Annotated in this window: 13 protein-coding genes, 2 pseudogenes and 1 riboswitch; of the genes and pseudogenes, 2 read left to right on the top strand and 13 right to left on the bottom strand. The window is 35.6% G+C overall.

The genetic code is table 11. The features are described from left to right. Positions 1–357 (top strand): annotated as a pseudogene (locus BLV68_RS10470) (integrase core domain-containing protein); the annotation flags it as partial. A 200-nt stretch (positions 358–557) separates the two neighbouring features. Here the strand turns inward: BLV68_RS10470 and BLV68_RS10465 are convergent. Further along, positions 558–1,223 (bottom strand): hypothetical protein, encoded by a 666-nt coding sequence (locus BLV68_RS10465; RefSeq protein ID WP_093753565.1) that lies wholly within the window; start codon positions 1,221–1,223, stop codon positions 558–560. 623 nt (positions 1,224–1,846) lie between these two features. On the opposite strand from BLV68_RS10465, the pseudogene BLV68_RS10460 reads away from it, so the two are divergent. Continuing rightward, positions 1,847–3,052 (top strand): annotated as a pseudogene (locus BLV68_RS10460) (IS256 family transposase). A gap of 149 nt (positions 3,053–3,201) precedes the next feature. On the opposite strand, the gene BLV68_RS10455 reads toward BLV68_RS10460, so the two are convergent. The 12 genes from BLV68_RS10455 to fdhF form a co-directional block, all read right to left on the bottom strand. Further along, positions 3,202–3,507 (bottom strand): hypothetical protein, encoded by a 306-nt coding sequence (locus BLV68_RS10455; protein WP_159428680.1) that lies wholly within the window; start codon positions 3,505–3,507, stop codon positions 3,202–3,204. A 102-nt stretch (positions 3,508–3,609) separates the two neighbouring features. Further along, entirely contained in the window at positions 3,610–3,930 is a 321-nt protein-coding gene (locus BLV68_RS10450; protein WP_093753561.1) for a hypothetical protein, read from the bottom strand. A 1-nt stretch (position 3,931) separates the two neighbouring features. Further along, a complete protein-coding gene (locus BLV68_RS10445) occupies positions 3,932–4,114 on the bottom strand; it encodes a hypothetical protein (RefSeq protein ID WP_093753559.1) in 183 nt (60 codons plus the stop codon). 390 nt (positions 4,115–4,504) lie between these two features. Further along, positions 4,505–6,397, bottom strand: a complete 1,893-nt coding sequence (locus tag BLV68_RS10440) for a molybdopterin biosynthesis protein (RefSeq protein WP_093753557.1) — start codon at positions 6,395–6,397, stop codon at positions 4,505–4,507. Positions 6,398–6,481: 84 nt separating this feature from the next. After that, entirely contained in the window at positions 6,482–7,708 is a 1,227-nt protein-coding gene (locus tag BLV68_RS10435) for a molybdopterin molybdotransferase MoeA (RefSeq protein WP_093753582.1), read from the bottom strand. A gap of 10 nt (positions 7,709–7,718) precedes the next feature. Further along, complete coding sequence (locus tag BLV68_RS10430) at positions 7,719–8,336, bottom strand: ATP-binding cassette domain-containing protein (RefSeq protein WP_093753555.1); 618 nt, start codon at positions 8,334–8,336, stop codon at positions 7,719–7,721. 1 nt (position 8,337) lies between these two features. Further along, positions 8,338–9,027, bottom strand: a complete 690-nt coding sequence (locus tag BLV68_RS10425; protein WP_234949886.1) for an ABC transporter permease — start codon at positions 9,025–9,027, stop codon at positions 8,338–8,340. Between the two features lie 63 nt (positions 9,028–9,090). Further along, entirely contained in the window at positions 9,091–10,023 is a 933-nt protein-coding gene (locus BLV68_RS10420) for a substrate-binding domain-containing protein (RefSeq protein WP_234949885.1), read from the bottom strand. A gap of 89 nt (positions 10,024–10,112) precedes the next feature. Beyond that, positions 10,113–10,230, bottom strand: a riboswitch (molybdenum cofactor riboswitch). Next, the gene (fdhD, locus tag BLV68_RS10415) at positions 10,200–10,982 is read right to left on the bottom strand and encodes a formate dehydrogenase accessory sulfurtransferase FdhD (protein WP_159428679.1); all 783 of its coding nucleotides are present in this window, start codon (positions 10,980–10,982) and stop codon (positions 10,200–10,202) included. (Overlaps the previous riboswitch by 31 nt.) Position 10,983: 1 nt before the next feature. Beyond that, positions 10,984–11,598 carry a molybdenum cofactor guanylyltransferase gene (mobA, locus tag BLV68_RS10410; protein ID WP_093753551.1) on the bottom strand — a complete coding sequence of 205 codons (615 nt, stop codon included), beginning with the start codon at positions 11,596–11,598 and terminating at the stop codon, positions 10,984–10,986. A gap of 8 nt (positions 11,599–11,606) precedes the next feature. Then, the gene (locus BLV68_RS10405; RefSeq protein WP_093753549.1) at positions 11,607–12,095 is read right to left on the bottom strand and encodes a MogA/MoaB family molybdenum cofactor biosynthesis protein; all 489 of its coding nucleotides are present in this window, start codon (positions 12,093–12,095) and stop codon (positions 11,607–11,609) included. Between the two features lie 4 nt (positions 12,096–12,099). Further along, complete coding sequence (fdhF, locus tag BLV68_RS10400; protein WP_093753547.1) at positions 12,100–14,778, bottom strand: formate dehydrogenase subunit alpha; 2,679 nt, start codon at positions 14,776–14,778, stop codon at positions 12,100–12,102.

The following is a 14,778-nucleotide window of genomic DNA, read 5'->3' as shown; positions in this document are numbered from 1 at the left end:
GCTTAATTCTGTTAAAGATCTAGGGAAACCTAATGCTATTGTTAGTGACCGCTACAATGCATACAATGTCCCAGTAAAAACTGTATTAGGAAAAGATGTTAAACATATTCGTGTCGAAAGCTTTAAAGATGATATTTCTAATAATCTAATTGAATCTTTCCACCATCAATTTAAAGCTTGGTATAAAACAAAGCAAGGTTTCAATTCTTTTGAATCAGCAAATAACCTAATCAGCATGTTTATATTTTCTATAATTTTGTTAGGCCACATTCATCTCTTAATGGTTTAACTCCAGCCCAAGTTGCTGGATTAAATCTAAATGAAAGAGAGAAGAAAAAGTATCTTCTTGTAGCATAAATTTTGCTTTAATTTCGCCAAAATATTTTTCAAATGTACGTCCTTGAGATTGTCAAGGACGCGCTTTAGCGCGTTCATTTTACCCTTGACAATCTCAAGGCGGACTTTTATAATCGTCAAGGCGAAATTGAAAGTAATTTAAAGCAATTCTATAAAACATTGTGCTATTTTTTCATGTTTAGTTTACAAAGCCTACTTTTTTAACTATCTACATAGTCAATAAAAATCGCTTGAAATTTATCTGCAGAAATTTTTATTCTGTATGCCATAAGAAATTCTATCTGTCTATCACTAAGTTCCGGGTCATAAATTATCATTTCTGAGTCTCCAACCATATGATCATCTATATAATCTTTAAATTCATCAAGATTATTGTATGTTTTTACATAAATTTTACCATCATACTCTTCAATGATTTTGTCAATCTTTTTTTTAGTATCTTCTCTGTACGACTTGTCCGAATATGTTGGATAAATAATTTCATCTGGATTATAATTTTCTTTGTCAATAAAAATGGCCTGAAATTCATCTCCTAATTCATTTATTCTATCTGCCCTAATCAATTCTATACGTTTGTTGCTAACCTCTGGATCATAAATTATCGCATCCGAGTCTTCAAGCATATGAGCATTCATATAATCGTTTAATTCATCAAGATTATTATATATTTTTACATAAATCTTTCCACCATACTTTTCAATAATTTTATCAATTTCTTTCCTACTTTCTTCGTTATACGATTTGTCCGAATATGTTGGATAAATGATTTCATCTGGATTGTAGGTTCCTTCTGCAAAAAACATATTTTTCCCTATTGGCAGAATAAGTAATAAACAGATTAATAGGGTCAAAATTGTTTTTCTCAAAATATCCCTCCCTTCTTTAGCTAGTTTATTAAAATATGATGATAATATTTTTATGCTTTGTACTAATTTCCTAAAAATATGAATTATTCATAAGGCTTAACTCTACTTATTAAGAATATACCATATTTATCCTAATATTTGCTTAAAATGGTACGAATGGTAGGAAAAACGGTACGAATAGTTAAAAATAGCACCTTTGTTCCAAAAACTTTAAATTTATTATTACAGACATTATAATTTATATACTAAAACAGTGGTGCTAGCTTGTTATATACATGTTTACATTTCTCATTCCTACAAAACGATATTCAGGGAAAATAGTTTATCAGATATGCCAAATACAATTAAAGATGAGTTAAAACATAAAAGAAATGCTATCCAATACAAATTTATCAGTATTATACTTTTAAGATATAGGAAAAAACACTTTTAAAATAAATGAGGTTATTGAAAACACGGTTCTCATAAGAAAAAGAACCACGTTTTATCTTTCTATATTTTTAAAATAAGTTTTGACGAAGCTGAATCGCTGGTAGTGTAAAATAATTTGTGCTTTTGCGAAAAACTTAGCTCCTTTCTGGCAAGAATCAAAATAAAATTCTAAAAAGAAAGGAGCTACTTTTATGTCAGCATTACAAAAAGAAGTTCTAAGAAATATGATCAAAGATGGTAATCTAAAAACAACTGGAGACCTTCATTCATATCTTAAGGATATGTTTAAGGATATTCTCCAAGAGATGTTAGAAGCAGAACTGGAAATAGAATTAGGATACGCTAAAGGAGATAAGAAAAACAAGCAAACCGATAATAGAAGAAATGGTTATTCAGAGAAAACAGTAAAAACTCAATTTGGTGAAATACCAATAGAAGTCCCCAGGGATAGAAATGGTGAATTTGAACCAATGGTGGTATCAAAGAATAAGCGTGATATTTCAGGAATAGAAGAGAAAGTAATATCTCTTTACTCAAGGGGCATGTCTACCAGATATATACACAATCAGATTAAAGATATATATGGAATTGAATTATCTGCAGAAATGGTAAGTAAGATACCTGATAGTATAATACCTCAGATAAAAGAATGGCAAAATAGGCCCTTAGAAGCAATATATCCATTTGTTTTCATGGATGCTATCCATTACAAGGTTAAAGAAGATGGTCAAATTAAAAATAAGCCCGCTTATGTAGTCTTAGGTGTAAATTTAGATGGATACAAAGATGTACTTGGCATTTGGATTGGCGAAAACGAAACATCTAAGTTTTGGTTAGGAGTACTAGATGACCTAAAAAATAGAGGTGTAGAAGAAGTACTAATATTTAGTGTAGATGGGCTAACAGGGCTAAAAGAAGCGATACAAGCAACTTATCCTAATGCTGAAGTTCAACGATGCATAAAACTCTTTTAAATACGTAAGCTACAGAGATTTAAAGGAGTTTTCTAAAGATTTTAAGAGTGTATATAAGGCTGTTAATGAAGAGACTGCGCTAGACAACCTAACACAACTTAAAGAGAAGTGGGGTAAAAAGTATCCTTATGCATTTAGAAGTTGGGAAATGAATTGGGATGTACTATCACCATTTTTCAAGTATCCAGCTGAGATTAGGACTATAATGTATACCACAAATATAATTGAAGGCTTCCATAGGCAATTAAGGAAGGTTACAAAGACAAAATCAGTGTTCCCATCAGATCAAGCATTGGAAAAGATATTGTATTTAGCAACCCAAAATGTTACTAAACGATGGACTCAAAGATATAGAAATTGGGACCTAATATTAAATCAGCTAATGATATTCTTTGAAGTAGAATAGAAAAACACCTTAAATAACTAAATATAACAAAGAGGCTATAGCAAAATAGCGAAACTATTTCAAGCTATAGTCTCCCTCACCAAAAAGGGAAATTTAATTCTTGCTAGTAAAGGACATCTAAGTTTTTTATAAGCACAAAATTATTTACAGTCTCGAATCGCTTTTTTTATTTACAACCTTGTCCTACCCTATATAGATCATATATTTTGGAATATTCTCCTGAACCTAGTTTGGTAGTATAATCAGAGTTTGTATAAAACTGCGTGTAAGTTCTCTTTTGTAGCATTCCATCTCTAAATCTATGTTGCTCTTCAAAATAATAGTAAGCATCCTTCATATTCCTATTATAAAGCCACGTTGCGACGATCACTGCTACTCCAGCAGCTGGTGTACCAAATATACTTGCAATTACACCTATTAACATAGCGTAATCAGAATAAACTAGTGATCTTGATGTATATCCTGATCTCACTACTTTCCAATTAGAATCTGGGATACATGGTACTTTCATCGTAGGTGAAGCGTTATTATATAAGTCAAATGTTTCTAAACTCACTATTTTTAGACTAATTGTTTATATTATGTTGCCATTCTTGTCTTCTATCATTATATTTTCATCTTTTTTAAAAATAGTAAAAGTATCATCATCAGTCGTTACTATATATTTATATGTGCCATCTTTTTGTAAATAAGATTCTACAAATTCTATTTTATTATCTTCTTTATTTTGTATTTTAATTTTAGTATATTCTTTAGATTCTATTATTGATGTTATTATCAAATTCTCTTCTTTAAATAAAAAATTACTATCGTCATAAGCCAAAACCTGAGATGCAAACATAAATAACATTAATACACTTAACAAAAGTGATATCCCTCTTATACTATTAATCATATTATTTTCCCCCTTTCATTATTCTTTTTTCGATAATCTTTATCAAAACAATTAAAGCTAAACCAGTAAATAGTATTACTGCTGTTAATGTATCACTCATACCTAACCGTGAGTTTGTAAAAACGGCAAACAATACTACAATAAAAATAATCCACTGCAGGATAAAAAATAATTTATTTTGCATAATATAACACCCCTTTTGATTTTTAAACATAAAGTGCAGTTATCACACCATTTTTATTTCACCACCTTTATTTGATTACTTGAGTAATACATATTTTGATGTTGTTATATAGTATATTATTGTTTAAAAAGCCAACAAAATAGTGGGAGCCTTTTACAATTTATTTAAATATTCTTATTAAGCATAGACTATATATTGCAATATATTTAATTGAGGAAATTGTATTATTACACTTTTGAACCTGATTTAAAAAGTATAATTATGCATTTTTTATTTATACTGAATATACCACATTTAATATAAGTTTTGTCAAAAACGGTACGAATGGTAAGAAAAACGGTATGAATGATTAAAAACAGAACCTCCATTCCTAAGAACAGAGGTTTATAATCACTTAACTATAATAATCTCACCTATATTTTCAAATCCATATCCTCCCAAGGCTTCTACCCTTTCTTTAAACTCCTGGGATTTTAAAGTCCTTATAAATTCCTTAACCCTTTCATCTTCAAGTAATTCATAGGGTAGCAAAAAGTCGTAGTCTTCGTAGGCTATATCGATAAAATCTAAATCCAAAGCCTTGGCTGCTGAATATATGCCTAGTCCTACACTGGCAGAGCCAGTTTTTACCGCTGTGGCTACTGCCATATGGGTTGTCATCTCCCTGTCGTAGCCTCTTATATTGGCTGGATCGATATTTTCCTTATTCAAATGGTAATCTAGTAAAATCCTAGTTCCTGCTCCCCTTTGCCTATTTACATATACTACATCTTCCCTTACTAAATCTGAAAAATCCTTAATCCCCTTAGGATTCCCTTTTTCTACTATAAAGCCTTGATGCCTTTTTACACCCTTTATAAGGGCCATCTTCTGCCCTGGAAAATACCTTTCCACATAGGAGATATTATATTCTCCCGTTTCCAAATCTAAAAGGTGAATTGGCGCAATATGGCATTCTCCTCTTTTCATGGCTAGGATTCCCCCCATGCTTCCTACATGACCTGATGAGAGCTTTACCATATCCCCTAAAATATCCATTATCATATCGTGGCTGCCAATGGAAACTAGGGTTTCCTTTATCCGATTTAATGGCTTAAGTAGCTTTACCTTTACACTGCCTCCTGCATCTACCCCTTCTAAGGATTGGGGTATTATGGCTATGCCATCTGCCTTTACTAGGCTCATGGTAACTCCTGCACCGCTGGATAGAGGAGTAGCTATTAGCTTATCCTTTACATAGCCCAGATTAACCCTTATAAGCTCCCTACTCTTTAAAGTAGATGTTATCTTCTTAGATATGATGGCATCTACAAAAGTATCCTTTTCCTCTTTTAGGCCAATGTATTTCAATATTATAGGTGTGACGAAGGTTTCAAAAACCAGATAAGCGGATACTGGGTAACCTGGGATGCCCATTACAGGCTTTCCATTTATTATGCCTAAAATGGTGGGCTTACCCGGTTTTAAGGCAACTCCATGAATTATTACTTCACCCAATTCCTCTATTACATTGGCCGTATAATCCTTGGAACCTGCCGATGAACCAGCTCCAATTAATAAAATATCGTTTTCTTCTACTCCTTTTAATACGGCCTCCTTAATCTTTTCATAGTCATCCTCTATGGGAGAATACCTTTTAGGAAGGCCTCCTGCCTCCACTGTTAAGGCCTCAAACACCCTTGAGTTGGAGTCAATTATCTTTCCAGTTTCAAGCTCTTTTATTTCCTCTATTATTTCTGAGCCCGTTGGAAGGATTCCTACCTTAGGTTTTTTATATACCCTTACCTTCTCTATACCTCCAGAAATTAAAGCCCCTATGTCGATAGGCCTTATTTTATGCTTAGAGGGTAGTATCATTTCGGTGGCTACTATATCCTCCCCAATAGGCCTTATATGCTGCCAAGGATGGGCAGCTTTTAGTATTTGTACTTTACCATCTCCCAACTGGATTACATCCTCTATCATTATTACCGCATCATAAGGATCCACTACTGGATTTCCTGTATTGATGTATAAAAAATCCTTTCCTTCTTCCAATGTTTTGGGATTTATTTCAGTAGCCCCTATGGTTTTAGCCGATTCAACTAAGATTCCATCCATGGCTGCAGCATTATAATTTGGAGAGGATAGCCTGGCATATACAGCCTCAAAAGTTACCCTGCCTAAAGAGTTTACTACATCTATTTCCTCCCATTGGGCTTTTATATTCAATTTGTCAAAGTATTCTTTTTTAGCCACATCCACATCTATATTATCTATATAGATATTCCTCTTATTATTCACCTTGATAAACACCACCTTTATTCAATTAACAATTGACAGCCATATTCCATTCACAATTTAAAATTCACAATTGTCCTAGGTTACCTATAGCAAGTAGACTTCCCTTTCCTCTCCCTTATATATCCCTTCCTCATGGGGTTTAATTATTATATAGCCGTCGGAGTTTGATAATAAGGTTATCATGCCGGATTTTCCGAAGCTAGGGCTAGCGTATGTTTTGCCATCTCTTTCTTCCAATTTTACCATTTGATAAGTTTGCTGGCCTGGTGATGATGGGAAGTTAAAGTCCATTATGGCTTTGGTTTTTAATTTGTGGTTATGAACTTCCATCTTTTTATAGATAAACTCCTCTATAATGGCTCCAAATACTATGATAGAGGATACGGGATGGCCTGGTAGACCTACTATCAGTTTCCCCTTACCTTCTCCTAAAATGGTAGGCTTGCCTGGTTTTATGGAAATGCCATGGACAAATACTCCCCTGCCCTCAAAGGAATCGATTACCCTTGCCGTATAATCTCTAGCGCCTACAGAGCTTCCTCCAGATATAAGGACAATATCGGATATGTCTAACCCTTTTTCCACTTGTTGCCTTAATAGTTCATAATCATCCTTTACAATTGCTTTTCCAGTTATTTCTCCTCCTAGTTTAACTATGGCAGAATAAAGGGTATAGCTATTAATATCCCTAATCTTACCTAATTCTAATTCTTCATCTAAATCTATTATCTCATCTCCCGTAGAAATTATATAGAATTTAGGCTTTTTATATACCTTAACCCTAGATATGCCTAAAGCAGCTAACACTCCTATTGATTCAGGAGTTAGCCTTTTTCCCCTTTTAAGGGCCCTTTCCCCCTTCCTTATATCGTCTCCCTTTAAGATTATATTTTCATTAAAGGCGATGGGTTTATACACCATTAAATTTTCTTCATCTAACTTTTCCGTATATTCCACCATTACCATTCCATCGGCACCTTGGGGAATCATGCCGCCTGTTGGAACATACATGGTCTCTCCAGATTTTATTTCCTTTTCAGCAGCCTCTCCCATCCTCACTTCTCCCAATATATTAAAGAGGCTTGGCACCGACTCGCTGGCCCCTTGGCTATCTTTGGATTTGATGGCATAGCCATCTACGGTAGAGCGATTAAACTCTGGCACATCTATATGGGAATAAATGTCCTCTGCTAAAATCCTGTTGGTTGCTTCCAAAATGGATACCTCTTCTGCCTTAAATTCATACTCCTTAAAAGCTTCCATCAATCTATTTATTGCCTCTTGAACCGAGACTACATCAAAAAAATCCATATTTAATGACCTACCTTTCCAAATGGATAATATCATGGCATAACCTTTCCGATTGCTCCATATTATGGGTGACGATTATTACCGTCCCATTGGTTTCCTCATTAAACCTTAGTATTTCCCTTTCCATAACTTTTACCGATTCTGGGTCTATGTTGGATGTAGGTTCGTCTAATAATAGTAATTCCGGATTAAATACTAAGGCCCTAGCTAAGCTTACCTTTTGAGATTCCCCTCCTGATAGGAGATGGCCTTTCTTGTCCTTTAATCCTTCTATTTCTAACCTTTCCATTATGTTCTTTACCCTTTCTCGCCTTTCATCCCTATTTACTCCCCTCACCTTAAGAGGATATTCTATGTTTTCATATACCTTCCTTCTGAATAGGTAGGGCTTTTGGAATACTAAGGTCATCTTCTTATAGATGTTCTTATCTAAAAGCTTTCCATCGTATTTTACAGTGCCTAAAAACTCCCTATCTAGGCCGGATATGATGTTTAGTAAAGTGGATTTGCCAGAACCATTAGGCCCTATTAGGCCTGTAATCCTTCCTCTTTTGATTTTTAATTCTTCTATGTCTAAAACTAGTTTTTCCCCATAGTATTTTTTTAAATTGTGAATACTTATTTCCATACTAATCATCCCCACTATAAGAATAGATTAAACTATTAATTCCAAAGGAAATTATGAGTAAAACTATGCCTAAGGCTATGGCCATAGGATAATCTCCCATGGAGTTCATCATGGATATGGTAGTGGTAATAACTCTGGTTCTATTCCTGATGTTACCCCCTACTATCATAACTGCTCCAACTTCAGATATGGCCCTAGAAAAGGCAGTTACTATATTAACCATTAAATCCAATTTAAGCTCTTTAATTATCAGTATTATAATATCTAGTTTATTCCCTCCTAAGGTTTGGCCTATCCTTTCTATCTCCTTTCCCCTATTTTTAGAAAGGCTGTAGGTAAGGCCTAAAATCAATGGGGTTACCAATAATGTTTGAGCTATAATCATAGCCTTAGGAGTATAAAGAAGGTCAAACTTTCCAAAAGGCCCCCTTCTTGAAAGCAAAATGGCAACTACTAAGCCTACAATGACAGAAGGAATGCTCATAAAGGTATATAGTATTCGAGAAAAGGCCCTTTTACCCTTAAATTCCTTCAAGCCTAGATGAATTCCAAGGGGAATGCAAAGAAAGGATGCTATTATAGTAGCTGTAGTCGAAACGATTAAGGATAGGGATATTATGCCATATACTTCCTTATCAAACCCTATAAGTAGTTTTAAAGCTTCCTTAAAACCTTCCTGTATGTAATCCACATAATTCACCACCTAAAACATAAGCTGCATATCATAAATTTAATATGCAGCTTACTATTCCTATTAGTCAAGTTTTGCATTTGGCACAAATAATGGCATTCCGTATTCTTCAACTCCATATTCTCCTATTAACAGCTGGGTATCAGGAGATAACAGCCAATCCATAAACCTTTCTGCACCTTCTTCGTCGATTCTTTCCTTTACTTCATCATCGAATTTCTCTGGATTTACAGGTATTATACCGTATTGGTTGAATAGATTCTCATCACCTTCTATTATTATGTCTAAATCTAGAGTATCTCTCATGCTTAAGTAGGTTGCCCTATCACTAATGGTGTAAGCTTGTTTTTCATCGCTAATCTTTAACACATCTCCCATACCGGAGCCAGCCTCCAGATACCATTCTCCTGCTGGTTCTATTTGGGCTTCCTTCCATATGGAAAGCTCTTTCTTATGGGTTCCTGAATCGTCTCCCCTGGAAATGAAGGTATATTCATTTTTAGCAATGGTCTTTAGGCCTTCTAAAATATCATTTGGTGAGTTCTCCTTTAGGTTTAAAGGATCTTCCTTAGGACCTACAAGGATAAAGTCATTATACATTACATCCTTCCTTACCTTTCCATATCCTTCCGCTACAAACTCTTCCTCAGATTCCTTAGCATGAACTAAAAGAATGTCTGCATCCCCATCTCTTCCCATTTGCAAGGCCTTTCCTGTACCAACGGCTATTACATCCACCTCTATGCCAGTCTCCTCTTCAAATATTGGCAATATGTAGTCTAATAGTCCACTATCTTGAGTACTAGTAGTGGTAGCCAATATAATCCTACCACCTGTTTCTTCTTCTACACCATTTTCTACCACATCATTTTCTTCCACACTGTCTACATTTTCCTCAACTTCACCTACATCTTGACCCTCATCCTTGGGTGTACAGCCTACTAGCACAGTAAAGATAAGTAAAATACTTAAGGTTAGTGCTAATATCCTTTTCATTGGAATCATCTCCTCTTTGTATTTTTTGAGTTCTAAAACTTTTAAAAAAGAAAAAGTCCTTGGAAAGGACTATAAAGCCATATGAATATGGCTAAACTTATCATTTTCCTTTCCAAATACGGGAGGCATAAGGATTTCTCCTCATACCCATCGGCTTAATTTTCATAGCCTAAGCCTTAGAAAATCAAGCTCGGAAAATTTGTGTAGATATTCATTTTTTGTCCTCTGGCAAATCCTATAAGGGTGATTCCTAATTCCTCTGCCAAGTCCACCGATAAACTGGTGGGGGCTGAGCGGGATACTATTACTGGAACCTGCCTTTTAGCAGATTTTATAAGGATTTCAGAGGATATCCTTCCGCTGGTTAGAATTATCTTATCCTTGGTTTCAACTCCCTCTAATAGGGCTTTCCCAAATATCTTATCTAGGGCATTATGCCTTCCTATATCTTCTTCAAACAGAATTATATCATCTTTACTACATAAAGCACAGCTGTGGACTCCACCTGTATTTAGGAAGAGCTCCGATTTTTTATTAAATTCCCTTATAAGCTCCTTAATCCTTTCCACTTCTACAGCTAAGGGTTTTTCTATTTTCTTAGACTTGAAGGAATCTAAGACATTATAAAATAGAGTCCCCTTGCCACAGCCTGAGGTTATGGTTCTTTTTCCCCTTAGTTTTTCACTAAATTGGTTTATATTCTTTAGGTAAATATAACCTAAACCCTTATCTTCATCAATTGAAATTCTATCTATATCTTGTAAGGAGGTTAGGAAACCTTCGGAATAGAGAAAGCCTACCATTAACTCCTTTAAGGAACCGGGACTACAAAGAAGAGTTATTACCTCCTCATCGTTTATGAATATGGTAAAGGGATATTCTTTTATTACCACATCCTCCTCTTCCTTGGCTTCATCCCCTTTTATTCTTACTATATTTACCCTTTTAATACTCTCCATCCTATCTACCCCAATTTTGACTATTTATGGTCTTTAAATAGTCGTATAATTCCTCTTTTGTATTTAAATTTAAGAACATATCCCAATTGGGACTGAACTCCCTAGCCTTTTCTTCCTCTATATAATGGACTTTTAATTTAGACAATAGGGAGTTTACAGACCTTCTATTTTGGGTTAGGTGTTCTTCAATATCTTCTATTATACCCTTAGAATAAAAAGCGTTAAAAGGCTCAATCCATTCTCCATACTTTGTTACACAGGCTTTTACATTTGCCCCCTCTATCTGACTCTTCATATATTGTATATAGTCCAGGTTTATATTTGGCATGTCACAAGCTATGAAGTATACATAATGGGAATTGGCTACCGTAAGACCTGCATGGATTCCAGATAGGGGCCCCTTTCCCACTATTATATCCTTGGTTATTTTATCGCTAAAGCCTAGATAGTATTCGGATTTATTGGTTACCACTATTATTTCATCGAATAGCTTACTTAATTTTCTCCTTAAGCTATCTATAAGCCTTCTTTCGTTTATCTTCAACAGCTGTTTATCAAAACCCATGCGGCTACTCTTGCCACCAGCTAGTATAACAGCTGTGCCAAATTCTTTCATACCAACACCTACCTAGCGCAATCACCAGTTTGGCCTTTAAGTATCTCCAAACCATGGTGAAGGCTATCTATTATATATTCTAAGGATTCTTTGACTGCTTTTGGACTTCCTGGAAGATTTACTATTAGGGTTTCTCCCCTTATGCCTGATACGGCTCTAGATAACATAGCCCTGGGGGTAATGCTGAGGCTATAGTATCTTATAGCCTCAGCTATTCCATTAGCCATCCTATCGCAAGCTTTAATTGTAGCTTCAGGAGTTACATCTCTTTTGCTAAATCCCGTCCCTCCTGTGGTTAAAATTAAATCTAGCTTCAATTCATCGGCCATATGAATCATCTCTTCTAAAAGAGACTTTTCATCATCAGGAAGAATCACTGATTTTTCTACCTTGTAGCCTTTTGATTCTACAATTTCCTTTATAATTTTTCCGCTTAAATCTTCCCTTTCTCCAGCACATCCCTTATCACTGGCTGTAATTATTCCTACTTTAAACATGCTTTCAACTCCCTAATCTTTCCAATCTAACAGCAGCTACTTTCAATTCTGGAATTTTAGCAATAGAGTCTAATTTAGTATTGGTTAGGTAATTAGCTGCCCCTTCAGCAAAGTGGAAGGGCATAAACAATACATTTTCGTCTACTATGTCGGTAACTTTAGCCCAGGTGATAATGCTACCTCTTCTTGAAGTTAATCTTACCTTTTCCCCATGGGAAATGCCTAATTTATTGGCCGTTACCTCATTTATCTCCACATAGGATCTAGGGGACAGTTTATTCAATCCTTCAACCCTTCCTGTCATAGTCCTAGTGTGGTAGTGGTAGAGTACCCTTCCTGTAGTAAATATAAATGGGTATTCCGGATCTGCAACTTCTGCACTCTGCCTATGGTCTATTGCCATAAATAGTCCTTTACCCCTAGCAATGGTATCCTTATGGAGATACTTGGTTCCTGGATGATCTATATCTGGACAAGGCCATTGGATGCCTTCTTCTTCTATTCTATCGTAGGTTATTCCGCCATACTGGGGTACAACCCTTCTAATTTCCTCCATTATCTCAGAAGGATGTAGGTATTTTTTATTATAGCCCAGCCTATTCATTAGCTCCATTAAGATTTGCCAATCGGGCTTAGCATCTCCAACTGGCTCAATGGCCTTTCTAACCCTTTGAACCCTTCTTTCCGTATTAGTAAAGGTTCCGTCCTTTTCCGCAAAGGAGGCAGCAGGTAATACTACATCGGCTAATTCCGCTGTTTCCGTTAGGAATATATCCTGTACCACTAGGAAGTCTAAATTGGTTAAGGCCTTCCTTACGTGGTTAATATCCGGGTCGGATACCATTGGGTTTTCACCCATTATATATATGAATTTAATATCTCCTTTTTCTGCTGCATCCAATATTTCAGGAATGGTTAGACCTGCTCTATTTGGAATACTGGTCTCCCACAAGCTTTCAAACTTCTCCTGAACTTCTGGATTGAATACCTTCTGATAGCCTGGTAAATCGGCTGGCAATCCACCCATATCGCAAGCTCCTTGAACATTGTTTTGTCCTCTTAATGGATTAACTCCAGCCGATTCCTTTCCAATATTACCACAGAGTAAACTTAAATTGGATATGCTCATTACCGAATGAGTTCCCGTAGTATGTTGAGTTATTCCCATAGCATAATAAATTCCTGCTTTTTCAGCTTTAGCATAAATGAGAGCAGCCTTTACAATATCCTCTTCTTTAACGCCACATATTTTGGCTACTCTATCGGGGGTATAATCCATTATTAGCTCTTTAAACTCCCCAAAGTTTTCTGTTCTCTCTTCTATGAACTTCTTATCATATAAATCATTATTAATGATTACATTCATCATCCCATTTAAGAGGGCAATGTTAGTTCCTGGTTTTATCTGTAAGAATACATCTGCATAATCTGCTAATTCAATCCTTCTTGGATCTGCTACTATTAGTTTTGCTCCTCTTTTCACTGCCCTCTTCATGACCGTTCCAATTACTGGATGATTTTCAGTGGTATTAGAACCTATTACGAATATAGCATCGGTATTTAATATCTCCTCAATACTATTGGTCATGGCACCACTGCCCAATGTTGTTGCAAGACCTGCAACTGTTGAGGCATGTCAGAGGCGGGCACAATGGTCCACATTATTGGTTCCTATAACAGCCCTAAACATTTTCTGGAATAAATAATTTTCCTCATTGGTACATCTAGCAGAAGTAAGGCCGGCAAAGGCTTCTGGACCATTTTTTTCTTTAATTTCCTTAATCTTATTTACTATTAGCTTATAAGCTTCATCCCAGCTAGCCTCTTCAAATTTACCGTTCTTCTTAATAAGGGGCTTTTTTAGCCTGTCCGGGTGATTTATAAAGGAATAGCCAAATCTGCCCTTTACGCATAGTAAGCCATTATTAGCCTTTCCCTTAACTGGCTCTACTCCCACAACCCTGCCGCCTTTAACTAGCAATTCCATCTGACAGCCTACACCACAATAGGAACAGGTAGTCTTAACTTTCTTTACCTCCCAAAGCCTAAACTTTTCCTTCCTCTTAGGCATTAAGGCTCCCACAGGGCAAGCTGCTACACAGTTTCCACAGGATACACAATTAGAAGTAGCTAATCCTAAATCAAAGGGGGTAACTACCTTAGTATTGAATCCCCTATTTTCCAATCCTATTGCATTGGTACATTGAAGCTCAGAACATACCCTAACGCATTTACCACACAGTATACATTTATTAGGGTCATAAGTATAGAAAGGGTTAGAGTCATCTATAGGGTAGTTCTTCTTCTCGCCCTTATACGACCCCATCTCAACCCCATATTCAAAGCAATAGTCCTGCAGTTTACATGATCCTGATTTGCTACAAGTCAAACAATCGTTTGGGTGGTTTGAAAATAATAAATCCAATATTTCTCTTCTTGCCCTTATTACCTTTTCGCTGTGAGTTTCAATGACCATTCCATCTCTTACCTTAAGGGAACAAGAGGTTTCAAGCTTTCCTTTCCCTTTCAATTCAACTAAGCATAATCTACATGCAGCATGGGGTTCTAATCTATGGTCATAACATAAAGTTGGTATGTCTATTCCTAATTTTCTGCAAGCTTCAAGTACTGTAATATTATCAGCCACATTATACATCTTTCCATTAATGGTTATATTAGCCAT

The sequence above is a fragment of the Tepidimicrobium xylanilyticum genome (genome assembly GCF_900106765.1).
GTDB classification, from domain to species: domain Bacteria; phylum Bacillota; class Clostridia; order Tissierellales; family Tepidimicrobiaceae; genus Tepidimicrobium; species Tepidimicrobium xylanilyticum.
Note: the sequence above shows the minus strand (reverse complement) of the source record. Positions and strands in the feature narration are given on the sequence as shown.

Coding starts and splice junctions, on each gene's coding strand:
- BLV68_RS10420 (WP_234949885.1), bottom strand. CDS start 10,023: ATGAAAAGGATATTAGCACTAACCTTAAGTATTTTACTTATCTTTACT.
- mobA (WP_093753551.1), bottom strand. CDS start 11,598: ATGAAAGAATTTGGCACAGCTGTTATACTAGCTGGTGGCAAGAGTAGC.
- BLV68_RS10405 (WP_093753549.1), bottom strand. CDS start 12,095: ATGTTTAAAGTAGGAATAATTACAGCCAGTGATAAGGGATGTGCTGGA.
- BLV68_RS10445 (WP_093753559.1), bottom strand. CDS start 4,114: ATGCAAAATAAATTATTTTTTATCCTGCAGTGGATTATTTTTATTGTA.
- BLV68_RS10430 (WP_093753555.1), bottom strand. CDS start 8,336: ATGGAAATAAGTATTCACAATTTAAAAAAATACTATGGGGAAAAACTA.
- BLV68_RS10450 (WP_093753561.1), bottom strand. CDS start 3,930: ATGATTAATAGTATAAGAGGGATATCACTTTTGTTAAGTGTATTAATG.
- BLV68_RS10435 (WP_093753582.1), bottom strand. CDS start 7,708: ATGGATTTTTTTGATGTAGTCTCGGTTCAAGAGGCAATAAATAGATTG.
- fdhD (WP_159428679.1), bottom strand. CDS start 10,982: ATGGAGAGTATTAAAAGGGTAAATATAGTAAGAATAAAAGGGGATGAA.